This window comes from Pseudomonas sp. LBUM1657, from assembly GCF_059716075.1.
The window spans coordinates 5,359,743-5,386,656 of record NZ_CP166799.1; the positions used below are offsets into that span (position 1 = coordinate 5,359,743).

The 26,914-nt window shown below is 60.1% G+C and carries 19 protein-coding genes; 6 read left to right on the forward strand and 13 right to left on the reverse strand.

Features of this window, described 5'->3' with window-relative positions:
• Positions 1-69: 69 nt before the first annotated feature.
• Both ACA055_RS24770 and ACA055_RS24775 read right to left on the reverse strand, forming a co-directional pair.
• On the reverse strand, positions 70-1,425 hold the full coding sequence (locus ACA055_RS24770; RefSeq protein ID WP_497681008.1) for a tryptophan--tRNA ligase: 1,356 nt from the start codon (positions 1,423-1,425) through the stop codon (positions 70-72).
• 24 nt (positions 1,426-1,449) lie between these two features.
• Positions 1,450-2,079, reverse strand: coding sequence for an alpha/beta hydrolase (locus ACA055_RS24775; protein WP_497684483.1), 630 nt, complete (start codon positions 2,077-2,079; stop codon positions 1,450-1,452).
• Positions 2,080-2,223: 144 nt separating this feature from the next.
• Here ACA055_RS24775 and ACA055_RS24780 point away from each other — a divergent pair, with 144 nt between their 5' ends.
• Positions 2,224-2,658, forward strand: coding sequence for a Z-ring associated ZapG family protein (locus ACA055_RS24780; RefSeq protein ID WP_497681009.1), 435 nt, complete (start codon positions 2,224-2,226; stop codon positions 2,656-2,658).
• Between the two features lie 228 nt (positions 2,659-2,886).
• Here the strand turns inward: ACA055_RS24780 and ACA055_RS24785 are convergent, their stop codons facing one another.
• The 8 genes from ACA055_RS24785 to ehuR form a co-directional block, all read right to left on the reverse strand.
• The gene (locus ACA055_RS24785) at positions 2,887-4,272 is read right to left on the reverse strand and encodes an aspartate aminotransferase family protein (RefSeq protein ID WP_497681010.1); all 1,386 of its coding nucleotides are present in this window, start codon (positions 4,270-4,272) and stop codon (positions 2,887-2,889) included.
• 23 nt (positions 4,273-4,295) lie between these two features.
• Positions 4,296-5,768, reverse strand: coding sequence for an NAD-dependent succinate-semialdehyde dehydrogenase (locus ACA055_RS24790; protein ID WP_497681011.1), 1,473 nt, complete (start codon positions 5,766-5,768; stop codon positions 4,296-4,298).
• 294 nt (positions 5,769-6,062) lie between these two features.
• Positions 6,063-6,542 (reverse strand): Lrp/AsnC family transcriptional regulator, encoded by a 480-nt coding sequence (locus ACA055_RS24795; protein ID WP_497681012.1) that lies wholly within the window; start codon positions 6,540-6,542, stop codon positions 6,063-6,065.
• Between the two features lie 131 nt (positions 6,543-6,673).
• Positions 6,674-7,675: a N(2)-acetyl-L-2,4-diaminobutanoate deacetylase DoeB gene (gene doeB, locus ACA055_RS24800; RefSeq protein ID WP_497681013.1), complete on the reverse strand. Its 1,002-nt coding sequence runs from the start codon at positions 7,673-7,675 to the stop codon at positions 6,674-6,676.
• 3 nt (positions 7,676-7,678) lie between these two features.
• Positions 7,679-8,869: an ectoine hydrolase DoeA gene (gene doeA / locus ACA055_RS24805; RefSeq protein ID WP_497681014.1), complete on the reverse strand. Its 1,191-nt coding sequence runs from the start codon at positions 8,867-8,869 to the stop codon at positions 7,679-7,681.
• 42 nt (positions 8,870-8,911) lie between these two features.
• Positions 8,912-9,904 carry an ectoine utilization protein EutC gene (eutC, locus tag ACA055_RS24810; RefSeq protein ID WP_497681015.1) on the reverse strand — a complete coding sequence of 331 codons (993 nt, stop codon included), beginning with the start codon at positions 9,902-9,904 and terminating at the stop codon, positions 8,912-8,914.
• A gap of 36 nt (positions 9,905-9,940) precedes the next feature.
• The gene (eutB, locus tag ACA055_RS24815) at positions 9,941-10,912 is read right to left on the reverse strand and encodes a hydroxyectoine utilization dehydratase EutB (RefSeq protein WP_497681016.1); all 972 of its coding nucleotides are present in this window, start codon (positions 10,910-10,912) and stop codon (positions 9,941-9,943) included.
• 107 nt (positions 10,913-11,019) lie between these two features.
• On the reverse strand, positions 11,020-12,414 hold the full coding sequence (gene ehuR, locus ACA055_RS24820; RefSeq protein WP_497681017.1) for a MocR-like ectoine utilization transcription factor EhuR: 1,395 nt from the start codon (positions 12,412-12,414) through the stop codon (positions 11,020-11,022).
• Between the two features lie 282 nt (positions 12,415-12,696).
• Here ehuR and ehuB point away from each other — a divergent pair, with 282 nt between their 5' ends.
• The 4 genes from ehuB to ehuA all read left to right on the forward strand — a co-directional run bounded on the left by ehuB (position 12,697) and on the right by ehuA (position 15,812).
• Positions 12,697-13,554: an ectoine/hydroxyectoine ABC transporter substrate-binding protein EhuB gene (gene ehuB / locus ACA055_RS24825; protein ID WP_497681018.1), complete on the forward strand. Its 858-nt coding sequence runs from the start codon at positions 12,697-12,699 to the stop codon at positions 13,552-13,554.
• Positions 13,555-13,624: 70 nt separating this feature from the next.
• Complete coding sequence (ehuC, locus tag ACA055_RS24830) at positions 13,625-14,284, forward strand: ectoine/hydroxyectoine ABC transporter permease subunit EhuC (RefSeq protein WP_497681019.1); 660 nt, start codon at positions 13,625-13,627, stop codon at positions 14,282-14,284.
• Positions 14,281-14,937, forward strand: coding sequence for an ectoine/hydroxyectoine ABC transporter permease subunit EhuD (gene ehuD / locus ACA055_RS24835; protein WP_497681020.1), 657 nt, complete (start codon positions 14,281-14,283; stop codon positions 14,935-14,937). The genes ehuC and ehuD overlap by 4 nt, the downstream gene beginning before the upstream one ends.
• Positions 14,937-15,812, forward strand: a complete 876-nt coding sequence (gene ehuA, locus ACA055_RS24840; RefSeq protein ID WP_497681021.1) for an ectoine/hydroxyectoine ABC transporter ATP-binding protein EhuA — start codon at positions 14,937-14,939, stop codon at positions 15,810-15,812. Before ehuD ends, ehuA begins: the two co-directional genes overlap by 1 nt.
• A 123-nt stretch (positions 15,813-15,935) precedes the next feature.
• On the opposite strand, the gene ACA055_RS24845 is transcribed toward ehuA, so the two are convergent.
• Together ACA055_RS24845 and ACA055_RS24850 are read right to left on the reverse strand one after the other, a co-directional pair.
• Entirely contained in the window at positions 15,936-16,664 is a 729-nt protein-coding gene (locus ACA055_RS24845) for a YiaD family glycine zipper/OmpA-like lipoprotein (RefSeq protein ID WP_497681022.1), read from the reverse strand.
• Positions 16,665-16,778: 114 nt separating this feature from the next.
• Positions 16,779-17,423, reverse strand: coding sequence for an MBL fold metallo-hydrolase (locus tag ACA055_RS24850; protein ID WP_497681023.1), 645 nt, complete (start codon positions 17,421-17,423; stop codon positions 16,779-16,781).
• 219 nt (positions 17,424-17,642) lie between these two features.
• Between ACA055_RS24850 and ACA055_RS24855 the strand changes: the two genes are divergently transcribed.
• Complete coding sequence (locus ACA055_RS24855; protein ID WP_497681024.1) at positions 17,643-23,900, forward strand: matrixin family metalloprotease; 6,258 nt, start codon at positions 17,643-17,645, stop codon at positions 23,898-23,900.
• Between the two features lie 74 nt (positions 23,901-23,974).
• Here ACA055_RS24855 and ACA055_RS24860 read toward each other — a convergent pair whose 3' ends face one another.
• A complete protein-coding gene (locus tag ACA055_RS24860) occupies positions 23,975-26,713 on the reverse strand; it encodes a winged helix-turn-helix domain-containing protein (protein WP_497681025.1) in 2,739 nt (912 codons plus the stop codon).
• Between the last annotated feature and the right edge of the window lie 201 nt (positions 26,714-26,914).

A 26,914-nucleotide genomic window follows, 5' to 3' on the forward strand; every position in this document is an offset into this window, starting at 1 on the left:
AAACGGGCCGTCACTGTAGCGACGGCCCGTGGGAATGGCAATCGGCCCTTGGTCGGACCGAACCGTTGTTTATTCCTGAACAGGCGTCAGAGCAACCCGCAAAGTGTCGATGGCGATGTCGCGAGCGGCGTTGTCAGCAAAAGTCGGGCTGTCGCCAACACACTCGCCTTCCAGCCAGACGCTGAAACTCCGGTCTTCACTACGCACATCCAACGGCTGGCCCGATTGCAGCTGCTTGGTCACTTGACCTGCGGTTTTGCCGTCCGCGAAGTTGCGCGACAGCAGCAGTTGTTCGCCGTCGGCCGCCAGCAGACGGAAACGGAAACTGCTGTCTTCTTCGCGGAAACTGACAAAACGAGCGGCTTTCGCGGCTTTCTTCTTGGCGGTCGCAGCGACTTGGGTCTGGGCGACGAAAGAACGCAGGCCGACCGCTTCGCGCAGTTCGTGGAGGAACGGCGTCGCCACCGAGCGAGCCTTTTTCGCACCAGCTTGCAGGATGTCTTCCAGGTCCGCCGGGCGTTCGATCAACTGGTGATAGCGCTCGCGGGACTCGCCCAATTCATTGTCCAGCAGCTGGAACAGACGATTTTTCGCCTCGCCCCATCCCAGGCCCTGCAACAGTTCACTGCGGAACTCGTCGGATTGCGCCGGGGTGGCGAAGGCCTGGAACAGCGTGAACAAGTGCGAATTGTCCGGATCTTTGGCTTCACCCGGCGCGCGGGAGTCGGTAACGATCCGCGAAATCGCGTCCTTCATCTCTTTGGCGCTGCTGAACAACGGAATGGTGTTGTCGTAGCTCTTCGACATCTTGCGACCGTCGAGGCCGGGCAGCGTGGCGACGCTTTCTTCGATCAGCGCCTCGGGCATGGTGAAGAATTCCTTGCCCTGGCCAAACAGGTGGTTGAAACGCTGGCCGATGTCACGAGCCATTTCCACGTGCTGGATCTGGTCCCGACCGACCGGCACCTTGTGAGCGTTGAACATCAAAATGTCCGCCGCCATCAGCACCGGGTAGCTGTAAAGCCCCATGGTGATGCCGGCGTCCGGGTCTTCGCCGGTTTCGACGTTCTTGTCCACCGAAGCCTTGTAGGCGTGGGCGCGGTTGAGCAGGCCCTTGGCGGCCACGCAGGTCAGCAGCCAGGTCAACTCGGGGATTTCCGGGATATCGGACTGGCGATAGAACGTCACGCGGTCCACATCCAGGCCACCGGCCAGCCAGGTCGCGGCGATTTCCAGACGCGAGCGCTGGATGCGCAGCGGGTCATCGCACTTGATCAGGGCGTGGTAGTCGGCCAGGAAGTAGAACGAATCGGCATTGCTGTCGCGGCTGGCAAGGATCGCCGGGCGGATGGCGCCGGCGTAGTTGCCCAGGTGCGGCGTGCCGGTGGTGGTGATGCCGGTGAGGATACGGGTACGAGTCGTCATGGGTAATCGCTTGTCAGACTGCAATCAATTCGAAAGACGCGGCAGGATCAGATCCTTGAGATCGGTCAGCTTGCCATGAAAAAAGTGTCCGCATTCTGCCACTTTCAGCAGCTCATGGGGACGCTCGAGTTTTTCGGACCAGTCGTAGACGGCTTGCGGGTCGATGACTTCGTCGGTTTCCGGCTGGATCAGGGTCAGCTCGCCTTGCTGCGGCAGTTGATGTTGATCGCCCAGACGCATCACCGCAGGCGCGACCATGAACAGGTGCTTGAGCTGCTCACCCTTGACTTCCAGACGTCCGCCGAGACTTGCTGCAACAAAACCACCGAAGGAGAATCCGAACAGCGTCAGCGGCAACCCGGGGTGTTTGGCTCGTAGCCATTCGGCAACGGCTTGGGCGTCGTCGACTTCGCCGGTGCCCATATCGTGGGTGCCTTCGCTGGCACCGACGCCACGATAATTGAAGCGCAAGGTAATCAAACCGGCGTCGCGCGCGGTGCGCTGCAGGGTCGAGACCACTTTGTTGAGCATGGTGCCGCCCTGCACCGGGTTAGGGTGACAGATCAACGCCAGGCCGCGGGGCTGGTCGTTGTCCAGGTAGAGGGCTTCCAGTTGGCCGACCGGGCCATCAATTACTACAGGGGTTTCGCGCATAAGCAAGGAAGGAACTCCGTGACCTCGAATCGGGTCGACTCGTCTAGCAAATTGTCTGTGCCAATCTATTGCGAGTGAATCGCGGTATACAGCGCAGGTTCGAGCCGTTAACGTAAAGCAAAGCCGTTTATAGAGGAAGGACTCGTGGAACACTCGCTCTTAGTTTGGTTGTTGCCGACTCTTGCCCTGGTTGTGGGTGTCGCCATTGGGTTCCTGATCGCTCGCCTGGTGCCAAATGCCGCGCCTAACCGCACGCAGCGTCAGCTGGACGATATTCAGGAACGTTTCGACAGTTATCAGAATGAGGTGGTTACCCACTTCAACAGCACTGCAACACTGGTCAAGAAACTGACTCAGAGCTATCAGGAAGTGCAGGATCATCTCGCCGAGGGCGCCAACCGCCTGGCCCTGGACGAACAGACTCGCCAACGCTTGCTGGCTTCCCTGCAAGCCGACGCGGCGCAGGCGCCACGGGAACGCCTGACACCGCCGCGCAATCAGGAGCCGCCTCGCGATTACGCGCCAAAAGCCCCGAACGCGCCGGGCATGCTTGATGAGCATTACGGCCTGAAGAAGTAATCAAGTTTCGTAAGAAACAAAAAAGCCCTCGAGCAAGTGATTGTTCGAGGGCTTTTTGTTTCTGGTCCGGTATCTCTGGTGCCTGTACTGGCCGCTTCGCGGGCAAGCCCGCTCCCACATGGGTTCTATGTCGATCACAAAACAGTGATCAAACACAAATCCTGTGGGAGCGGGCTTGCTCGCGAAGAGGCCAGTACAGGCGACACAAACAGCTCATGCCGGAAAGAGTTAGCCCAACAACTCGCTAGCCACCTGATCAACCGCACCCTTAGTGATGTCGACAATCAAGTCCGCCTCTTCCTCGGTCAGGATCAACGGTGGGGCGAAGCCGAGGATGTCGCCATGGGGCATCGCACGGGCGATCATGCCGCGCTCCAAGCACGCAGCCGAAACCTTCGGGCCGACCTTCAAGGCGGCGTCAAATGGGGTGCGCTGTTCACGGTCGGCCATGAACTCCACGGCGGCGAGCATACCGTCGCCGCGCACTTCGCCTACCAGTGGATGGCCTTCCAGGATTTCGCGCAAGCGGCGGTTCAGGTAGCTGCCGACCTGCTCGGCATTAGCCGTGAGGTTTTCCCGCTCCAGGATATCGAGGTTGGCCAAGGCCGCCGCCGCGCAGATCGGATGCCCGGAATAGGTCCAGCCATGGCCCATGGCGCCCTGGGATTCGGAAGCCTTTTCGATCACGTCCCAGACCTTTTCGCCGACGATCACCGCCGACAACGGTGCGTAGGCGCTGGTCAGGCCTTTGGCCGTGGTGATCAGGTCCGGACGCATGCCGTAGCGTTGACTGCCCATTTTCGAACCCAGGCGACCGAAGGCGCAGACCACTTCGTCGGCGATCAGCAACACGTCGTACTTGTTCAGCACCGCTTGAATCGCCGTCCAGTAACCGGCCGGAGGGACCACGATGCCGCCGGTACCCATGACCGGCTCGCCAATGAACGCGGCGACGGTGTCGGGGCCCTCGGTGAGGATCATTTTCTCCAGCTCGTCGGCGCAATAACGGACAAAGGCGGCCTCGTCCATGCCGGCAGGAGCTTTGCGGTACCAATGTGGGCAAACAGTGTGTGTGACGCCTTGCTCCGGCAAGTCGAAATGCTGATGGAACGCCGCCAGTCCGGTGAGGCTACCGGTCATGATCCCCGAGCCGTGGTAACCGCGATCCCGAGAGATGATTTTCTTCTTCTGCGGGCGACCCAACACGTTGTTGTAGTAACGCACCAGTTTGATCTGGGTTTCGTTGGCGTCGGAACCGGACAGGCCGTAATAGACCTTTTTCATGCCCTCGGGCGCCCAGTCCATGATGCGGCTGGACAGCTCGATGATCGCCTCGCTCGAATGGCCCATATAGGTGTGGTAATAGGCCAGCTCCTTGGCTTGCTTGTAGATCGCATCGGCGACTTCGGTGCGGCCGTAGCCGATGTTCACGCAGTACAGGCCGGCAAAGGCGTCGATGAACTCGCGGCCCTCGTGATCGCGAATGCGGATGCCCGAGGCGCTCTTGATGATGCGCCCTTTGAGCGCGCCGCTGGCGTGATCATGGGCGTGGGTCGAAGGGTGCATGAAGTGCGCGCGGTCTTGTTCGAACAGCGTATCGAGTTCTTGGTTCATGGCATGTCTCCTGAGAACTGGCCTTAGAACTGGCCTTGATGGTGCAGACAAAAATATTTGGTTTCGACAAAGGCTTCGAAGCCCTCGGTGCCGCCTTCGCGGCCCAGTCCCGAGGCTTTCATGCCACCGAACGGGATCGGATGGCCGGTGAACTTGACGCCGTTGACCGCGACCATCGCATGGTCGAGGCGGCGGATCAGGGGGTAGATCAGGTCCAGACGGTTGGAACAAATGTAGGCGGCCAGACCGTATTCGGTGTCGTTGGCCATTTCGATGGCTTGCTCAATCGTGTCGAACGGCAGTACCCCGGCAATCGGCGCGAAATTTTCTTCGCGGTAGATACGCATCTGCGGGGTGACATCGGCCAGTACCGTCGGCTGGTAGAACAACCCGCCGAGGGCATGGGCCTCGCCGCCGACCAGGCGTAGCGCACCGAGTTGAATAGCGTCTGCAACACGTTCAGCCGTGACATCGAACGCGGCCTGATGCATCAACGGTCCGATGTCGACGTTTTGCTCCTGACCGCCCACCAGTGCCGGGCCGACCCGCAGCTCGCGCACTGCCGCAGCAAAACGTTGGAGAAATTCCGGGTAGATCGAACGCTCGACCATGATCCGATTGGCCGCACAGCAATCCTGGCCCGAAGTCTGGAACTTCGCCTCCACCGCGACTTTTACCGCCAACTCCAGATCGGCATCGGCGCAGACAATGAACGGCGCATTGCCGCCCAGCTCCAGAGACACTTTCTTCACATCCTGCGCCGCCGCTTGCAAGACCAACTTACCGACGCGGGTCGAGCCGGTGAAACTGACCGAACGCACGCGGCTGTCCTGCACCAGGGTTTCCATGGTCATCTGGGGGTCGCCCAGCACCACGTTGAACACGCCGGCCGGGAAACCCGCTTCCTCGGCCAGTTGTGCCAAGGCCAATGCCGAAAACGGCGTTTCATGGGCCGGCTTGATCACCACAGTGCAACCGGCGGCCAAGGCTGCCGCGGCTTTGCGGGTGATCATCGCCGAAGGGAAGTTCCACGGTGTCAGCAGCGCGCAAACGCCCACTGGTTCCTTGACCGTGCCCAAATGCGCGTTGGGGATATGGCTGGGAATGTTCTGCCCATACAGGCGCCGCGCTTCCTCGGCGAACCACGGAATGAAACTGGCAGCGTAGGCGATTTCACCACGAGACTCGGCCAGTGGCTTGCCTTGTTCCTGGCTGAGAATCCGCGCCAAGTCTTCCTGATGCTCCAGAATCAGCGCGGCCCAGCGCCGCAGAATCGCCCCGCGCGCCTCCAGGCTTTGTTCGCGCCAGTCGGCAAACGCCCGGTGTGCGGCATCGACCGCCGCGACGATCTGCGGCTGATCGAGCATCGGCACATGGCCGATCAACTTGCCGTCAGCCGGGTAGTGCACGGCGACGCTGTTACCGCTGTCGCTGTGGACCCAATGGCCGTCGACGTAGCAAAGCGCTTTGAACAGCAGTGGATGTTTGTAGGTCATGGCGTTCACTCCAATCCGTGTGCGTGAATCCATGTTAGGGCGGCGTGGCTTGGGGGATTTGCTGAAAACCCAGGTGTGGCAGGCGGTTTTTTCTGATTGAGCAGCGGTAAATCGGGGATTTTTGCGGTGAGGGTTTCGCCGCAATGTCAGCCAGGGAGCACTGTCCTCAAACCACAGAGAATCCACTGTGGGAGCGGGCTTGCTCGCGAAGAGGGAGTGTCAGTCGAGCTTTGTGTTGCCTGACACACCGCCTTCGCGAGCAAGCCCGCTCCCACATTTTTATTTGCGGTGTTTTTATGGCTCCTGCGCCAGCTCGGCGGGCAACGCGCCCGCAGTCTTGATGGTCTTGGTCACGATGTAGGTGAAGTAGCGTTCGATGCCCAGATCATCGAGTAACAACTGGTCGATAAACCGTTGGTAATGGTCGATGTCCGGTGCCTGGATCATCGCCATGTAATCGACGCCTCCACCGGTGGCGTAACAGAACGCCACTTCGGTCGCCTCGTTCATGCGTTGCTCGAAGCGCCGCATGTCCTGGGCGGTATGACGGGCCAGGGTGATTTCCACCAGCACTTGCTGACTTTTGAACACCGCATTCCAGTCGATCTGCGCGCGGTAGCCCTTGATCAACCCCAGAGCCTCCAGCTTGCGTACCCGCTCCCACGCCGGGGTCACGGAGAGATTGATCGCCTCGGCCAGGCTCGACTTGGTGATACGCCCGTCTTCGGCGAGGATCCGCAGGATTTTCAGGTCGTAGCGATCGAGTTTGTGCATGGGCCGAAGATCTCCAGTGCGATGAGATCCTGTGGGAGCGGGCTTGCTCGCGAAAGCGGACTGACATTCAACATGTGTGTTGACTGATACACCGCTTTCGCGAGCAAGCCCGCTCCCACAGGAGATTTTGGTTAGGTCAGCACTTCGGCGATGACTGCCACGGTATCGCCGCAGCGCACCAGCCCGGGAAAATGCCGCGCCGCCAACAAGCCGCTGCGGGCTGCGCGATATTCCACCGGTGCAACACCCGTGCGAGTGGCGTCGTAAACCCGGGCGATCACTTCGCCCTTGTTTACGTTGTCGCCCAGATCACAGCACATTTCCAGTAACCCGTCGTGCTCGCTGGCAATGAAGCAATCGGCGTCGGGCATGTCGAGCATGATCGACGGCGCGGTCTGAACCTCACCTTCGAGAATCCCGGCATGCACCAGCAGATTACGCACCCCGCGTTCGGCAATCGCCACACTGCGCGCACTGGACGAGCCACCGCCACCCAGTTCAGTGGTGACAAACACTTTGCCCTGACTTTCAGCGGCGGTGTCGTACATCGCCCCGGCGTCGAGCTCCAGCATGCGCATGCTGTACGGGGCACTGAACGCGCGCATGCCGGCTTCGCATTGCGCCTGCTGATTTTTGTCCGGCAGCACGTGGCAAGCAGCGAACGGCAGAAAATCCAGGGTGCGGCCACCGGAATGAATGTCCAGCACGATATCGGCCAACGGCAGCAAGGTGCGGTTGAAGTAATCGGCGATTTTCTCTGTCACCGTGCCATCCGGTTTGCCGGGGAAGCTGCGATTGAGGTTGCCCTTGTCGATCGGCGACGTGCGCCGGCCGACATGAAACGCCGGAGTGTTCATGAACGGGACGATAATCACTCGCCCGGCAACCTCGGCGGCCGTCAAACCCTGCGCCAGTTTGCTCAACGCCACCGGGCCTTCGTATTCGTCACCGTGATTACCGCCAGTGAGCAGCGCGGTCGGTCCATGACCGCGCTGGATGACCGTGACCGGAATCATCACCGCGCCCCAGGCTGAATCGTCCCGGGAATAAGGTAATTTGAGGAACCCGTGCTGCACGCCTTCGCGGGCAAAATCCACCGTGGCGCTGATGGGGTTGTCAGGCAATTCGCTCATGGCTCAATCCTTCACGAACAGTTGGCGTGGCACGTTGCACAGCGTCTCGACGCCAGAGTCGGTGATCAAAATGCTTTCGGTGATTTCCAGCCCCCAATCGTCCATCCACAGGCCCGGCATGAAGTGAAACGTCATGCCCGGCTGCAATACGCTGGTGTCGCCGGGACGCAGGCTCATGGTGCGCTCGCCCCAATCCGGTGGATAACTGATCCCGATCGGGTAGCCGCAACGGCTGTCCTTGTGGATGCCGAACTTCTCCAGCACCTTGAAAAACGCGACGGCAATGTCACCAGTGGTGTTGCCTGGTTTCGCTGCATCGAGCCCGGCGGCGATGCCTTCGACCACGGCTTTTTCGCCGTCGAGAAAGTGCTGCGGCGGCTTGCCCAGGTAGATCGTGCGCGACAACGGGCAGTGATAGCGTTTGTAGCAACCGGCAATTTCGAAGAACGTCCCGGCGCCCTTTTCGAACGGCGAATCGTCCCAAGTCAGGTGCGGCGCGCTGGCGTCGGCGCCCGTCGGCAACAGCGGCACGATGGCCGGGTAATCGCCGCCATGCCCGTCCGCACCGAGAATGCCACTGCTGTAGATCTCGGCCACCAGTTCGTTTTTGCGCATGCCCGGTTCGATCCGTTCGAGGATGCGCCCGTGCATGTTTTCGACGATGCGCGCCGCGATGCGCATGTAGGCGATTTCCTGCGGTGACTTGATCGCCCGTTGCCAATTCACCAGCCCGACCGCGTCGTTCAGGGTGGCTTTGGGCAGGTGTTTCTTCAGCGACAGATAAGCGGCGGCGCTGAAGTAATAGTTATCCATTTCCACGCCGATGGTCAGCGCATCCCAGCCGCGGGCGGTGATGACTTCCCGCGACAGGTAATCCATCGGATGACGTTCCCGGGACTGCACGTAGATGTCCGGGTAACCGACGATGTTCTCGTGCTGCATGAACACCGTGCGTTTGGCGCCATTGGCATCCTGCCCGCGACCGAACCACACCGGCTCGCCGTCGAGCGCCAGCAACACACATTGATGCACATAAAACGACCAACCGTCGTAGCCGGTCAGCCAGGCCATGTTCGACGGATCGGTGACCAGCAACAGCTCGATACCTTGCGCCTGCATGGCCGCTCGAACCTTGGCCAGACGCTGGGCGTATTCCTCCCGTTCGAACGGAAGATTGACGACTATCTGAGACATGCACCTGCCCTCTGATAAATGACGCGCGGATGAAAAAACGGCTTAGCTGCCGAACTGAAAACCCTTGCCGGCCGAGCGCGCGCGCTCGAAGGCCAGGTTGGCCATGGCGGTGTCCTGGGCGCCGGTGCCGGTGAGATCGCACAAGGTGATATGCGCCGAGTGGGCCCGACCGGGGCGCTGGCCCGCCAGCACTTGTCCCAGTTCCGCCAGGTTCGATTCGTCGGCAATGACCCCAGCCACGAGGGCGTGATGCAACTCGCCGAGGATGCGGGTCTGGCTCAATCGATCCGCCACGTAGCGATCGACTTGCGCCAGGGCCTGGGGGGAAATTTCGTTTTTGTGTTCGACGTCCGAGCCCATGGCCGTGATGTGTAGGCCGGGGTGCAAGTGGCGCGCTTCGATCAAGGGTTCGCGACTCGGGGTGCAGGTGATCGCGATGTCTACTTCAGCCATTGCCTCGTCGATGCTGGCGCACGGCATGACTGCCAGGCCGCTGCTGCGCGCCAGCTCGACACTGAAGGCTTCGGCCTTGGCGCGGTCGCGGGCCCAGACCCGCACGCTTTCAATCGGCCGTACCAAGCGCAAGGCCTGAAGCTGCAACGCGGCCTGCTCGCCAGCACCGATCAGCGCCACGCTGCGACTGTCGGCTCGCGACAATGCGCGCGCCGCCACTGCGCCGGCCGCCGCCGTACGCACGGCAGTCAGGTAACCGTTATCCAGCAACAGGGCATCCAGCAGACCGGTGCGTGCCGACAACAGCATCATCATGCCGTTGAGGCTCGGCAGCCCGAGTTTCGGATTGTCGAAAAACCCCGGGCTGACCTTGATCGCAAAACGCTCCAGGCCCGGCAGGTACGCGGTCTTCACGTCCACTTCGCCGTTGTGCTCGGGGATGTCCAGACGCAGGATCGGCGGCATGGCCACGGCGGCCGTGGCCAGCAGCACGAATGCCTGTTCGATGGCTTCGATGCTCGGCAAATCCAGCGCCACGCAGGCGCGCAGATCCGCTTCGCTCAACAAGGTGATTTCACTCATCAACGCGGCACTCCATTCAGTCGTTATTGTTGGGGTTCACGCATCCGCGCCAGCGAGGACGCGCAAGTGCTGATCGATGTCGACGTTGCGCCCGCTCACCACCACGACGATTGGCCCGCGCGGCTCGATCAAGCCGTCGAGTAACGCCGCGATGCCGACCGCCGCCGCGCCTTCCAGCACCAGCCGCTCTTCGCGGTAGGCATGACGGAGGGCATTGGCGATGGAGGGTTCGCTGAGCAGGTGCAAGTGATCGCAGAGGTCGCGGGTCATGTTGAAGGTGTAACGGTTGTCCAGGCCGATGCCGCCGCCGAGTGAGTCGGCCAGGGTCGGCAGCTCTTCGACTTCCACCGGATGCCCGGCCGCCAGGCTGGCGTGCATGGCCGCACCACGCTGCATGCTGAGGCCATGGGTGACGATCTGCGGATTGGCGCTTTTGATCGCCAGCGCCACGCCGGCAAACAGCCCGCCGCCGGACAACGGCACCAGGATTTGGGCGACGTCCGGTTGCTGTTCGAGGATTTCCAGCCCCAGCGTGCCCTGCCCGGCAATGATTGCCGGGTGATCGAACGGCGGCAGCAATGTCGCACCGTCCTCGCGGGCAATGCGCTCGGCTTCGCGCTGTGCATCGTCCTGAGACTGACCGACGATGCACACCTCGGCGCCGAGTTCACGAATGGCCTGAACCTTGTTCGCCGGCACCAGGTGCGACAGGCAAATGGTCGCCTTCACCCCTTGCCGAGAAGCGGCATGCGCCAGCGCACGACCATGATTACCAGTCGACGCCGCCACCACGCCATGGGCCTTTTGTTCGGCGCTAAGTTGCGCCACGGCATTGCTCGCGCCACGCAACTTGAAGCTGCCGGTGATTTGCAGGGATTCGAGTTTGAGGTACACCGCCACGCCCAATCGCCGGGAAAGGCTGGGCGAATATTCCATGGGGGTACGCCGGACCAGCGATTCGATTCGCTGGCGGGCGAGGTAAATATCGTTTAGTTGCAGCGCTGACATGACCGCATCCCACTGAGGTGTTGGGCGCAGTCTAAGAGGGCTGGATTGTCACGATGAATGTACTAGGGCAATTTAGCCGACAAACTTTTTGCCGACTTTTTACCCGGTCAAAAGTCGTGGATTTGCGGGTACTGACCGAATATCTCGCGCATGCTGATCAGCGCATCGCGCATTTCTTCGTCGCTGCATTCGGCACCGACACAGATCCGCACCGCCCGTGGCCGAGGTGTGCCACGCACGGTAAAGGGATCAGGAGAAGTGACCGCGATGTGCCGGTGGCGCAGGGCTCGCACCAGGCTGTCGACCTCCCAGTGCGGCGGGATGCCGACCCACGCATTCAGTGCATGAGGATGCTGGCCGAGCAGGTAGTCGCCCAGGTATTCGCTGACCATCACCTGGCGTCCGGCCAACAATTTGCGCTGCAGGCTTACCAGGGTGTCGGCGCGACCGTCGCGAATCCAGCGCGCGGCGATCTCGGACACCATGGGCGTGGCCATCCAGCTGTTGACCCGCAAAATACTTTCGGTGCGCAGTGCCAGACGCTTGGGCATCACCAGGTAGCCGATGCGCAAACCGGTCAGCACCGACTTGGTCATGCTGGTGCAATAGAACGACAGCTCCGGCAGGTAATGACTGATCGGCGGTGCGCGGCGCTCATCCAGCAACGGCCCGTAGACATCGTCTTCGATAATGTGCACGCCGAAGCGCCGGGCGATGTCGGCGATTTCGCGCCGGCGGCTGTCCGGCATCAGGCTGGTGGTCGGGTTGTTCAGGTTCGGCGTACAGACCAGCGCGGTGATGCGCTCGTTGCTGCACATGTCTTCGAAATGCTCCGGGTCGATGCCGTGGCGGTCCATCTCCAGGCCCTTGAGGGTAAACCCGAGCACTTGGGAATTGCCGATCACGCCGTGGTCGGTCACGCCTTCGCAGAGCACCACATCGTCAGGGCCGGCCAGCGAAGCCAGGGCGAGAAACACCGCGTGGGCCGCGCCGTTGGTGATCAGGATGTCATCGCGCTCGACCCGCAGACCCTGCCGGCCGATCCAGTGCATGGCCGCCTCACGGTGGGATTCGAAACCGGCGATCGGACGAAACGCGTGAATCCATGGCTGATCTTCTTCGGTGCTGAGCTCGCGACAGGTGTCACGCCAGAACTGGTCATGCTCGCGAGTGTGCAGAATCCGCGCGATGGAAAAGTCCACCAGCGCCCGCTCGGGACTATCAAGAATATAAGTGGCCACCCGGTCGCTCATGCGCCGCGAGACAAAGCTGCCGCGCCCCACTTCGCAACGCACCAGGCCCTGACGCTCCAGTTCCTTATAGGCATTGGTGACCGTCTGCACGCTGATGCCCATGGCATCGGCAACGTGCCGCTGGGGTGGCAGGCGCTGATCGTTGGCCAGCACACCCTGTTCGATGTCATCGGCGATCGCCTGCACCAGAATTTTGTATTTGGACTCGCCACTGCGGGCGATTTCCAATGCTGCTTTCCACTTGTCCATCAGCGCTAAAACCCGCGTCTGTGCTCGTCGGGACAGCATCCCGCGAGAATCCGTGCAAAGCAATTGTCCTAGTGCAATGCAATGAAGCGCAGGGCTTTTGTATGCTCGGGTCAAGGTCGATGCCTGGGCAGGTTTCAAGCCCCCACAACAAAACCAATCGACCTGTACCGGAACTGTGTCCCGATCCATGGGATCAGTCCTTTGTACGTTTTGCTCTTGTCACACTGCCTCCTACCACAGAGCCGTCACCGACGGGTCCACAAGAAACAGGAGATTTTACCGATGAGCAATTTCACCACCCGCACCCCCCATGCTTTGCGTCGCCTGTTCGTGGCTTGCGCGATGCTCGGCCTGGCCGCCAGCGCCAACGCCGCCACCACGCTGGAAACCATCAAACAGAACAGCAGCATCCGCATCGGTTACGCCAACGAAACCCCGTTCGCGTTTACCGAAACCGACGGCAGGGTCACCGGTGAATCACCGGAAATCGCCAAAGCCATCTTCGCCAAGATGGGCATCTCCAAGGTCGACGGCGTGTTGACCGAGTGGGGTTCGTTGATCCCGGGCCTGCGCGCCGGACGCTTCGACGTGATTGCCGCCGGCATGTACATCACCCCGGCCCGTTGCAAGCAGGTGCTGTTCACCGATCCGCAGTATCAACTGCCGGACGCGCTGCTGACAGCCAAAGGCAACCCGAAGAACCTGCACAGCTATGAAGACATCGCCAAGAACCCGGACGTCAAACTGGCGATCATGGCTGGCACGGTCAACCTGGCGTATGCGCGGGATTCGGGCGTGAAAGATGCGCAAATCCTCCAGGTGCCGGACACCACCGCCCAACTGCAAGCCGTGCGCGCTGGGCGTGCCGATGCGGCCGTGGGCACCCAGTTGACCATGAAAGGCCTGGCATCCAAGGGTGGTGAAAAAGTCGAAGCGGTCACCGAATTCAAGGATGACCCGTCGCACATCGGCTACGGCGCCCTCGCCTTCCGCCCCGAAGACAAAGACCTGCGGGATGCGGTCAACGCCGAGCTGAAAAAGTGGCTGGGCTCTGAAGAGCACCTCAAGACCGTCGCGCCGTTCGGCTTCGACAAATCCAACGTGACAAGCAAAACGGCTGCCGAGCTCTGCGCTCAATAGTCGAAACAGGCATGGCGCCACGGCGCGATGCCTATTTCCCCTGCTTAATCCGGATGGACAGGTTTGAACCATGGGTGAATTACTTCCGCTATTGATACAAGGCGCCTGGGTAACGCTCCAGGTGACTTTCTTCGGCTCACTGCTGGCGATTGTCGCAGCGATACTCGCGGCCCTCGGGCGCATGTCGCCATGGCGGGCGCTGCGCTGGTTTTCCATCGCCTACATCGAAGTGTTTCGCGGCACGTCGTTGCTGGTGCAACTGTTTTGGCTGTTTTTTGTATTGCCGCTGCCGCCGTTCAATCTTGAATTGAGCCCCTACGCCGTGGCCATCGTCGGCCTCGGCCTGCACATCGGCGCTTACGGCGCAGAAGTGATGCGCGGCGCGATCAGCTCGGTCGCCAAGGGTCAGTACGAAGCGTCCACGGCGCTGAACTTCAGCGGCTACAAACGCTTTAGCCGCATCATTCTGCCGCAAGCGTTGTTGGCCGCGATCCCACCGGGCACCAACCTGCTGATCGAGTTGCTGAAGAACACCTCGCTGGTGTCGCTGATCACCTTGTCCGACCTCAGCTTCCGCGCTCGGCAACTGGATCAGGCAACCTTCCAAACCCTGGAAATCTTCAGCCTGGCGCTGGTGATGTACTTCGTCCTGGCGCAAGCCATCAACTTCGGAATGCGCCGCATTGAGCGGCACCTGGCTCGCGGGCGGATGCGCGGAGGTCTGTCATGACACTGTTCGATTGGACCTACGCCTGGCAGATCCTCCCCGATTTGCTGCGCGCCTCGTTCAACACCGTGGGCATTACCCTGATCGGTTTCCTGATCGCCATTGTGCTGGGGCTGTTCCTGGCCATAGGCCGGCGCAGCCGCCGAATCTGGCTGTCGTGGCCGGCCACCGGGGTGATCGAATTCATTCGCAGCACGCCGCTGCTGATCCAGGTGTATTTCCTCTACTACGTGCTGCCCAACTACGGCGTCAGCATGAGCGCCATGCAAGTGGGGATTCTCGGCATCGGCCTGCATTACGCCTGCTACATCGCCGAGGTGTATCGCGGCGGTCTCGATGCAGTGCCGCGGGCGCAGTGGGAGGCCGTCACGGCGCTGAACATCGCCCCGTACAGCGCCTACCGCAACATCATCTTGCCCCAGGCCCTGCGGCCGATCCTGCCGCCATTGGGCAACTACCTGGTGGCGATGCTCAAGGACACGCCGGTGCTGTCGGCCATTACCGTGGTGGAAATCATGCAACAGGCCAAGAACATCGGCTCCGAGAACTTCCGCTACCTGGAGCCGATCACCATGGTCGGTCTGTTTTTCCTCGCCCTGAGCATCGCTTTGGCTTATCTGGTACGGCGCCTTGAAGTGCGTCTGGAGCTACGCTAATGACTTCTCCACTCTCGACACCCAACGACCTTTCCCGGCACAGCAACACGACCCCGCTGCATCCGCAGGAGGCCATGACCATGCAGGAAACCAAACCGGTCAAGCCGATTGTCAGCTTCCAGGACGTCACCAAGAGCTATGGCAACTTCACCGTGCTCGACCACTTGAACCTGGACGTCACGCCGGGCGAGAAAGTCGCGATCATTGGCCCCAGCGGCTCGGGCAAATCCACCTTGCTGCGGGTGTTGATGACGCTCGAAGGCATCGATGACGGCGTGATCCGCATCGAAGACGACCTGCTGACCCACATGCCCAATCGCAACGGCGTGCTGGTGCCGGCCAACGATCGGCATATCCGTCGCGTGCGCGGCAAGATCGGCATGGTGTTCCAGAGTTTCAACCTGTTCCCGCACATGACGGCGCTGCAAAACGTCATCGAGGCCCCGGTGCAGGTCCTCGGCATGAAACCGGTCGAGGCGCGCGAGCGAGCGGCGGACTTGCTGGAACTGGTGGGGTTGGGCAGCAAACTGGGGCATTACCCTTCGCAACTGTCCGGCGGCCAGCAGCAACGGGTGGCGATTGCCCGCGCATTGGCCATGCGACCCAAAGTCATGCTGTTCGACGAAGTGACCTCGGCGCTGGACCCGGAACTGTGCGGCGAAGTGCTCAACGTGATCCGTAAACTCGGTGCTGAGCACAACCTGACCATGCTGATGGTCACGCACCAGATGGGTTTCGCCCGGGAGTTTGCCGATCGCGTGTGCTTCTTCTACAAGGGCCAGATTCACGAACAGGGTACCCCGGCGCAAATCTTCGAACACCCACAGCAGGAGCGCACCTGCGCATTTCTCAGCGCGGTGAAAGAGGCGAATTAGAAAGTTTTACGAGCGCCCAATGTGGGAGCGGGCTTGCTCGCGAAGAGAGAGTGTCAGTCAACATCATTGTTGTCTGACACGCCGCCTTCGCGAGCAAGCCCGCTCCCACAGGGTTTTGCGGTGTTATGGATATTGCTGAACGGTGCCTTGCTGCTGGCCACCATACTGCTGACCCGGAATCGCCTTCAGGTTGACCTCGACCCGACGGTTCTGCGCCCGGCCATTGACGTCGCCGTTGCTGGCAACCGGGTTATCCGGACCGGCGCCACGGGCGCTCAAGTTGGTGCCGCTCACGCCTTGCGAAGTCAGGTAAGTCGCCACGCTCTGGGCGCGACGCTGGGACAGGTCCATGTTGTGCTGGCGGCTGCCGGTGCTGTCGGTGTAGCCGACGATCTCGATCTGGTTCTGGCTGAACTCCTTGAGCGAGCCGGCCAGGTTGTTCAGCGGCTGATAGAAGCTGGAGGCGATGTTCGCCGAATCGGTGGCGAACGTGATGTTGCCCGGCATGATCAGCTTGATCTGATCGCCCTGGCGCTGCACTTCCACCCCGGTGTTGGCCATGCTGGCACGCAATTTTTTCTCTTGCTGGTCGGCGTAGTAGCCGTAACCGGCGGCGGAAGCACCGACCACCGCGGCGCCAATCAGTGCACCCTTGCCACGGTTATTGTGGTCGATGGCGGCACCGGCCAGCGCACCGGCCAGAGCACCGAGGCCACCGTACTTGGCGGTTTTGCTCATGCCCGTGGAGCCACCGTCGGCCTGGCCCTGGCTGTCGTAAGGGTTAGGCGAGGCGCAGCCAGACAGCAAGGCCACAGCCGTAGCGACAATAATCAAATGCTGCTTGGTGAACATGAAGAGCTCCTACTTTTTGCATTCTGTGGTGCAACGGACTTAAGGCATCAGCCTTTGCGGGCGTTGGATCATTCTGGACGACAAAAATTCCGCCCGGCTTTTCACAAATGCAGGTCAGGCCCGCACAAAAGGGTTCTCGCGCATTTCATCACCCAAACGGGTGTCCGGACCATGCCCCGTCACGACAGTCGCCTCTTCATCGAGGGTATACAAGCGCTGCTTGATCGACCGCACGATAGTCGCCTGATCGCCGCCCCACAAATCCGTGCGCCCTACCCCGCGACGAAACAGCGTATCACCGGCAATAAGCAGCTTGGCCTCGGAAAACCAGAAACTCATGGAACCCGGCGTATGACCCGGCGTGTGCAACGCCACGCCGCATCCGCACGCCAGTTCTTCATCATCGGCCAACCAGCGATCCGGCGACGGCACCGGTGTGTAGGGCACACCGAACATCTGGCACTGCATCTCAAGGTTGTCCCAGAGAAATTGATCCTCCTTGTGCAAATGCAACGTCGCGCCGGTTTTCTCCTTCAACTGACCCGAGGCCAGGAAGTGATCAAGGTGCGCGTGGGTGTGAATAATGCTGACCACCTTCAGGCCCAAGGCGTCGAGGCGCGCCAGGATCAGCTCATGATTGCCGCCCGGATCGACGACGATGGCCTTTTTGGTGATCGGGTCGCCGATGATCGTGCAGTTGCACTGCAACGGGCCGACGGGGAAGGTTTCGCGGATTAGCGTGGTTTTTACGGTGTTCATAACGGGTCCTGGGAAGGGCATGGCGGTCTTGTGCAGGATTGGTTTGGTGACCTAAGGATTATACGGGCGCGGCCGATATAAAAGGCCGGAGCTGCCATACGTCGGCCCTCATCAAAAAAATAGTGGCCATATGATGTCAATGGCGCTATTTCTCATGCAAAATTGCAGATTGTAGCGGCCGCATTCAGGAAGGGTCGCAGCCTAACTCAGGAATTTCACATGCCACGCCCCACTGGTTACTCCTATAGCACGACCTCTTCACTGACCGGATTTGCACCGGTCGACAGTCTAATTTCCGGTTTCCAATGGGAAAGCACGAAGTGGTACGTGCCTGGGGCGGTGACTAGCCTGACTTATAGTTTTATATCACCTGCCACTTCCAAATTCGCCTACAACTACAGTGCCGACAATGAGTACAAAGACATGTACGCATTGACGGCTGCGCAGCAGACGGCGGCCACCGGTGCACTCGCTGCATGGAGTGCAGTCGCCAACATTACTTTCCAGCAGACCACTGAAACGTTGTTCAACGTGGGCGATATACGCTTCGGTGGTTATACGCAGCTGGATGACGACGCGGCTGCCTGGGCTTATTACCCTTCTGACACCCCGAGTGGTGGCGATGTCTGGATCGGGCCGAATACCTATGACCTGACGCCTGATAAAGGCAGCTATGACTTCATGACGTTCATCCATGAAGTCGGTCATTCGATCGGCCTCAAGCATTCGTTTGCGCCGGGCGGCTTGAATTCGATCACGATCGACCCGTCGCTGGATGACGTCAAGTTCACCGTCATGAGCTACAACAACGCGTACTCCTACGAACCCACCACCCCCATGCTGCTCGATATCCTGGCGATCCAGAGCCTCTATGGTGCCAACAACCTGTGGGCGACGGGCAACAACGTTTATTCCTGGGCACCGACCCAATCGGTGTTCGAAACCATCTGGGACGCTGGCGGCAACGACAGCATCGACGGCAGCAACCAGTTGGCCGCCGTGCGCATCAACCTCAATGAAGGTCAGTTCAGCCAGATCGGCAAAGCGTTCACCGACCAGAACGGTGATGCTTTCAATGAAGGGCTGGCAATTGCTTTTGGTGCCAAGATTGAAAACGCCTATGGCTCGGCGTTTGACGATTCGCTGATCGGCAACGCAATGAGTAACTTGCTCAACGGCATGGCTGGCGCGGACACCATGGATGGCGGTGCAGGGAATGACAGCTACATCGTCGACAACGTCGGCGATGTAGTCATTGAACGTGGCACGACGCTCTCGGAAATCGACACGGTCTATTCCTACATCGACTACACCCTGGGCAGTAATGTCGAGAATCTGATTCTGGTGGACGGCGCCAACCTCAACGGCACCGGCAACGCCCTGAACAACGTGATCACCGGTAACGCCAACAATAACATCCTGAACGGCGGCATCGGTGCCGACTACCTGGCTGGCGGTACGGGCAACGACACCTACATCGTCGACAACACCGGCGACGTGATTGTTGAAACCAGCACCCTGGCCAACGAGATCGACACGGTGCACTCTTCGGTGAGCTACACCCTGAGTAACAACCTGGAAAGCCTCGCGCTGACCGGTATGGCCAACATCGATGGTATCGGCAACGCCTCAAACAACGTGATCACCGGCAACGACGGCAACAACCAGCTCGTTGGCGGTGCCGGTCTGGATACCCTGATCGGTGGCAAGGGCAATGACGACTACGGCCTTGATCAGGCCGCCGAGTTGGCACTGGTCCAGGAAAACGTTAACGAAGGCACCGATACGCTTTACGTTCTCTATAACGCCGCTGCACACACTGATGTCGTCGATCTGAATCTGAGCAACCTGCAGAATGTCGAGAATGTCCTGCTGCTCGGTGCCGGCGCCTTTACCGCGCTGGGCAACGACCTGAACAACACCCTGACGGGCAACAATGCCGACAACCTCCTCAATGGCGGCATCGGCACTGACCTCATGATCGGCGGCGCTGGCAACGACACCTACGTCATCGACAACATCGGCGACGTGATCAGCGAGACCAGCACCTTGGCCAGCGAAATCGATACGGTCTCGTCCTTCATCGATTACACCCTGGGCAATAACGTCGAGAACCTGACATTGTTAGGCGGCACCAACCTCAACGGCACCGGCAACGCCCTGAACAACGTGATCCTCGGCAATACCGGCAATAACATCCTGAACGGCGGCATCGGTGCCGACTACCTGGCTGGCGGTACGGGCAACGACACCTACATCGTCGACAACACCGGCGACGTGATTGTTGAAACCAGCACCCTGGCCAACGAGATCGACACGGTGCACTCTTCGGTGAGCTACACCCTGAGTAACAACCTGGAAAGCCTCGCGCTGACCGGTATGGCCAACATCGATGGTATCGGCAACGCCTCAAACAACGTGATCACCGGCAACGACGGCAACAACCAGCTCGTTGGCGGTGCCGGTCTGGATACCCTGATCGGTGGCAAGGGCAATGACGACTACGGCCTTGATCAGGCCGCCGAGTTGGCACTGGTCCAGGAAAACGTTAACGAAGGCACCGATACGCTTTACGTTCTCTATAACGCCGCTGCACACACTGATGTCGTCGATCTGAATCTGAGCAACCTGCAGAATGTCGAGAATGTCCTGCTGCTCGGTGCCGGCGCCTTTACCGCGCTGGGCAACGACCTGAACAACACCCTGACGGGCAACAATGCCGACAACCTCCTCAATGGCGGCATCGGCACTGACCTCATGATCGGCGGCGCTGGCAACGACACCTACATCGTCGACAACACCGGCGACGTGATTGTTGAAACCAGCACCCTGGCCAACGAGATCGACACCGTGCACTCTTCGGTGAGCTACACCCTGAGTAACAACCTGGAAAGCCTCGCGCTGACCGGTATGGCCAACATCGATGGTATCGGCAACGCCTCAAACAACGTGATCACCGGCAACGACGGCAATAACCAGCTTGTTGGCGGCGCCGGTCTGGATACCCTGATCGGTGGCAGGGGCAATGACGACTACGGCCTTGATCAGGCCGCCGAGTTGGCACTGGTCCAGGAAAACGTTAACGAAGGCACCGATACGCTTTACGTTCTCTATAACGCCGCGGCACACACCGATGTCGTCGATCTGAATCTGAGCAACCTGCAGAATGTCGAGAATGTCCTGCTGCTCGGTGCCGGCGCCTTTACCGCGCTGGGCAACGACCTGAACAACACCCTGACGGGCAACAATGCCGACAACCTCCTCAATGGCGGCATCGGCACTGACCTCATGATCGGCGGCGCTGGCAACGACACCTACGTCATCGACAACATCGGCGACGTGATCAGCGAGACCAGCACCTTGGCCAGCGAAATCGATACGGTCTCGTCCTTCATCGATTACACCCTGGGCAATAACGTCGAGAACCTGACATTGTTAGGCGGCACCAACCTCAACGGCACCGGCAACGCCCTGAACAACGTGATCCTCGGCAATACCGGCAATAACATCCTGAACGGCGGCATCGGTGCCGACTACCTGGCTGGCGGTACGGGCAACGACACCTACATCGTCGACAACACCGGCGACGTGATTGTTGAAACCAGCACCCTGGCCAACGAGATCGACACGGTGCACTCTTCGGTGAGCTACACCCTGAGTAACAACCTGGAAAGCCTCGCGCTGACCGGTATGGCCAACATCGATGGTATCGGCAACGCCTCAAACAACGTGATCACCGGCAACGACGGCAACAACCAGCTCGTTGGCGGTGCCGGTCTGGATACCCTGATCGGTGGCAAGGGCAATGACGACTACGGCCTTGATCAGGCCGCCGAGTTGGCACTGGTCCAGGAAAACGTTAACGAAGGCACCGATACGCTTTACGTTCTCTATAACGCCGCTGCACACACTGATGTCGTCGATCTGAATCTGAGCAACCTGCAGAATGTCGAGAATGTCCTGCTGCTCGGTGCCGGCGCCTTTACCGCGCTGGGCAACGACCTGAACAACACCCTGACGGGCAACAATGCCGACAACCTCCTCAATGGCGGCATCGGCACTGACCTCATGATCGGCGGCGCTGGCAACGACACCTACGTCATCGACAACATCGGCGACGTGATCAGCGAGACCAGCACCTTGGCCAGCGAAATCGATACGGTCTCGTCCTTCATCGATTACACCCTGGGCAGTAACGTCGAGAACCTGACATTGTTAGGCGGCACCAACCTCAACGGCACCGGCAACGCCCTGAACAACGTGATCCTCGGCAATACCGGCAATAACATCCTGAACGGCGGCATCGGTGCCGACTACCTGGCTGGCGGTACGGGCAACGACACCTACATCGTCGACAACACCGGCGACGTGATTGTTGAAACCAGCACCCTGGCCAACGAGATCGACACGGTGCACTCTTCGGTGAGCTACACCCTGAGTAACAACCTGGAAAGCCTCGCGCTGACCGGTATGGCCAACATCGATGGTATCGGCAACGCCTCAAACAACGTGATCACCGGCAACGACGGCAACAACCAGCTCGTTGGCGGTGCCGGTCTGGATACCCTGATCGGTGGCAAGGGCAATGACGACTACGGCCTTGATCAGGCCGCCGAGTTGGCACTGGTCCAGGAAAACGTTAACGAAGGCACCGATACGCTTTACGTTCTCTATAACGCCGCTGCACACACTGATGTCGTCGATCTGAATCTGAGCAACCTGCAGAATGTCGAGAATGTCCTGCTGCTCGGTGCCGGCGCCTTTACCGCGCTGGGCAACGACCTGAACAACACCCTGACGGGCAACAATGCCGACAACCTCCTCAATGGCGGCATCGGCACTGACCTCATGATCGGCGGCGCTGGCAACGACACCTACATCGTCGACAACACCGGCGACGTGATTGTTGAAACCAGCACCCTGGCCAACGAGATCGACACCGTACGCTCTTCGGTGACCTTCACCCTAGGCGCTAACCTGGAAAACCTCACCCTGACCGGTACGGCCAACATCGATGGTATCGGCAACGCCTCAAACAACGTGATCACCGGCAACGACGGCAATAACCAGCTTGTTGGCGGCGCCGGTCTGGATACCCTGATCGGTGGCAAGGGCAATGACGACTACGGCCTTGATCAGGCCGGCGAACTGGCCCTGGTCCAGGAAAATGCCAGTGAAGGCACTGATACCCTCTACGTCACCTATACCGCTACGGCCCAGACCAACACCGTCGACCTGAACCTGAGCAATCTGCACAACGTCGAGAACGTGCTCTTGCTCGGCAGCGGAGCTTTCACGGCCCTGGGCAATAGCCTGAACAACACCCTGACCGGCAACAGTGCCGACAACGTCCTCGATGGCAGCCTCGGTGCCGATCTCATGATCGGCGGCGCCGGAAACGACGCCTACGCGGTCGACAACGTCGGAGATATGGTCGTCGAGACCAGCACCCTGAGCAGCGAAATCGATACCGTCTATTCAACCATCGATTACACCCTGGGCAGCAACGTCGAGAACCTGCTGCTGGTGGGCAGTACCAACCTTAACGGCACCGGCAATGCCCTGAATAACATCATCAACGGCTACATCGGCGACAACCTTCTGGACGGTGGTCTCGGTGCGGACGTCATGAGCGGTGGCGACGGCAACGACACCTACATCGTCGACAACATCGATGATGTGGTCGTCGAGACCAATACCCTGGCCGGCGGGATCGACACCGTGCGCTCCTCGGTGAGCTACGTTCTGGCCGCCAACCTGGAAAACCTCACGCTGACCGGCGCAACCAATATCTATGGCGTCGGCAACGCCCTGAACAACGTGCTCACCGGCAACGACGGCAATAACCAGCTCAATGGCGGCGCGGGTCTGGATACCCTGATCGGTGGCCAGGGCAATGACGACTACGGTCTCGATCAGGCTGGCGAACTGGCCCTGGTCCAGGAAAATGCCAGTGAAGGCACTGATACCCTCTACGTCACCTATACCGCTACGGCCCAGACCAACACCGTCGACCTGAACCTGAGCAATCTGCACAACGTCGAGAACGTGCTCTTGCTCGGCAGCGGAGCTTTCACGGCCCTGGGCAATAGCCTGAACAACACCCTGACTGGCAATATCGATTCCAACATCCTGGACGGCGGCGCAGGTGCCGACATCCTCACCGGCGGCGCAGGTGCCGACAGGTTTGTTTTCAGTGCTGTGAACGAAATGGGCACAGGCGCCAATCGCGATGTCATCACCGACTTCAGCAGTCTGCAGGGCGATAAAATCGATCTGACGAAGTTCGACGCCAATTTGCTGAGCGGTGGCTTCAATGGCTTTAGCTTTATCGGGGCGAATGACTTCACCGGTGCGGGACAACTGCGTTTCATCGACCATGTGCTCTATGGCAACGTAAATGGCGACCTGGGCTCGGACTTCGAAATCCAGTTGGTGGGCGTCAATAGCTTCAGCGCAAGTGATTTGACCGCATAACAACGGCAACACAATGAAAAACGCCCCGACTTGTTCGGGGCGTTTTGCTTTGGCGAGGGCACTTACATTTTCAACTAGCCCAACACTCCCAACTCCTTCGCCCGCGCCACCGCCTGTGTACGCCGCTCAACTCCCAATTTACTGTTGATATGGCTGGCATGGGTTTTAACCGTGTGCAGGGAGATAAACAGCTGATCGCTGATTTCCTGGTTCGAGCAGCCTTGGGCGATTAGTCTCAGGACGGCCATTTCCCGCGTACTGAGTTGTTCTGTCGCCGGGCATGAATCCAATGGCGGACGAGCAACCAATGCCGGAAGTTTTTCTGAAAGGCTCTGTGAAACGGACGTCGGCGCACCGAGTTGAAATTGCCCACGCAGCCAGTCCGGGTGTTCAGCCAACAACCGGTCAAACGGTTGCAGTACACCTCCGGCCGCCGCTTCCAGTGCCTGGCTCAGGGCCTTGCGTGCCTCGAGTTCGCGTCCACCACCCAGCAACAACGTCACTTTTTGGGTCAGTGCCATCACGCTGAGCAGCTGTCTGCCCGTTTGCTGCCCATGCTCCAGCAACGCATTCAATCGCCCTTCGGCCAGCATCGGTTGCCCCTGAATGACCTCCAGCAAGGCCTGCTGCAACTCAATGTGCAGCGGCAGTTGCGGATGGAACTCAGGAGGTGCTGCCGCGTGTTCGCCGTTGTAGGTCTGGCCCAGTCGCGCCAGCCAGGCTTCAGCCAGATCGGTGCGGCCCTGGGCCAGCCAGAGTTCGCATTTGACCAGGGTGATCATCGCCAGATAGTAAATCGGCGGCACGTCCCAGATGTGCATCAGCCGTTCGGCCTCGGCGAGTTCGGCAAAGGCTTTGGCAAACTCACCGGCGCTGCCTTCAAGCCTGGCGATCACGCAGTGACCGATCAACACGCTGATATCACGACAGGCGCGCGCTTCAGTCAAACCCGCCTGCAGACGTACCCGCGCGGCTTGTGGTTGCAGGCGTAGGGCCAGCAAAAACCCTTCGTACAAAGTCAGTCGAGCGCGCACGGCGTAGAGCCGTTGCGGGGATAAACCTTGCAGGCGCAGCAGCCCCTGACGGACTTCATCCAGCGAACGCAGGATTTCCCCGCGCGCTTGCAATACGCGAGCGCGATCGTAATGGGCCAGCGCTTCGAACAACGGATTGCCGACCCGTTGTGCCAATTCCAGAGACTCACGGTTCAAGCCGCGTGCCCGCCACAAGTCGCCATCGGCAATGGCCAGGTTGGACAGGGTCGAGAGGCACATCAGTCGCTGGCCGTAACGCTTGGCCGGAAGGCTCTCCAGCGCTTCGCTGCAATAGAGCAGCGTCAGCTCTCGATTGCCACGCCCGCGAGCGATGATCCCGCTCAAGGCCAGCCATTGCGCCAGCATGGATTTCTGCGCAGTGGCCGACGGCGCTGGCAGGAAGCGGCTCAAATGACTGGCCAGTTCCTCGGCGGCGTCCAGCTGACAGGCCAGCCCCAGCGCCCAGCTGTAGAGCACGATCAGCCGTGGCGTGCTGATCAGCAGGCTGTCGGGCAAGTCCATTTTCCAGCGCAGCAACATGCCGACGTTCTGTTCGGCCAGCAGTTGTTCTTCGGAAAGGTTTTGTACCAGGTTCGCCGCCACGTCCAGGTGCCCGGCACGCAGAGCCTGTTCCACCGCCTCATCGAGCAGCCCCTGGGCATTGAACCAGCGACAGGCGCGCAGATGCAGGCTGGCCGTCGGTACCATCGACTGAGCGGCAGGCCGGGTGCGCAGCAAATCAGAAAACAGATGGTGATAACGATACCAGTGGCCATGTTCGTCCAGCGGCACCAGGAACACCTGGTGGGCCAACAGAAAACGCAGGATCTCAGCGCTGTCATGGGCATCACGAACGGCGTCGCACAGCTCGCTGCAAAAGCGCTCCTGAGGTGCGGTGTCGTATAGGAATGATTGCACCTCGGCGGGCAGACAATCGATGACTTCTTCGAGCAGGTAATCGCGGATCAGCCCTTCCCCGCCGTGCAAGGACTGGGGTAACGCACCATCGGTACCCGCTTCGGAGGCCGCCAGCAGCCAGAATCGCAGCCCCGCGACCCAGCCTTCGCTGCGCTGGATCAGGTTCTCCAGCGCCTCACCACGCAAGGAACTGCTGTGCCGGTCGAGCAAGGTCAAGGCTTCGTCGTGGGTCAGGCGCAAGTCCTGCTCATGCAACTCGAGCAGTTGCCGTGACAGCCGCAGACGCGCCAGATGCCAGTCGGGCCGCTGTCGGCTGGTGACCATCACCAGCAAGCCATCAGGCAGATGATTAAGGAAGAATTGCAGGCAGCGATCAAGTACCGGGCCCTGAGCCAGATGATAGTCATCGAGCACCAGCAGCAATGGCGTGCCGGGTGACAGGTGCACGGCCAACTCATCGAGCAAACCGTCCAGCCATTCTTCGAAAGCGAATGGCTGATGGCGCTGACGCATTTTCAGCAGCCCCAGAGACTGGCTGCCAAGTCGCGGAAAATAATCCTGCAGGCCTTCGAGTAACCGTTCAAGAAAACGGCCGGGATCGCTGTCTCGCGGACTCAATCCCAGCCAAAGACTTTGCCAGTGTGCCGGCAGGCTCTGACAGAACTCCACCGCCAACGAACTCTTACCGAACCCCGCCGGCGCACTGACCAGCAACAGCCTGCCACCGAGCCCCGCACTCAGGCGCTCGCACAGACGCGGCCGCAGCACATGGCCGTCGGGCAATGGAGGCCGGAAAAAGCGCCCGTCCAGTGCGGCGATGGCAGCGTTTGCAGGGCCCGGGAGTGGGGACAGATCAGTCATGGCCGGCTCTTGTTTGAAATGCTGTTGGCGGCGTTGCAGATGTCCGCAGACTAGCGGTAAACGAAGAGGGAATGAAGGTTATTGCTACAAATGGCTACAAAAAGTCTACGAATAGAAGTTGCCAAGCTTGAGCTTCAGTTTTCCCGACGGACCGTGTCGACCCCTTCGCGAGCAAGCCCGCTCCCACATTGGATCTCCATT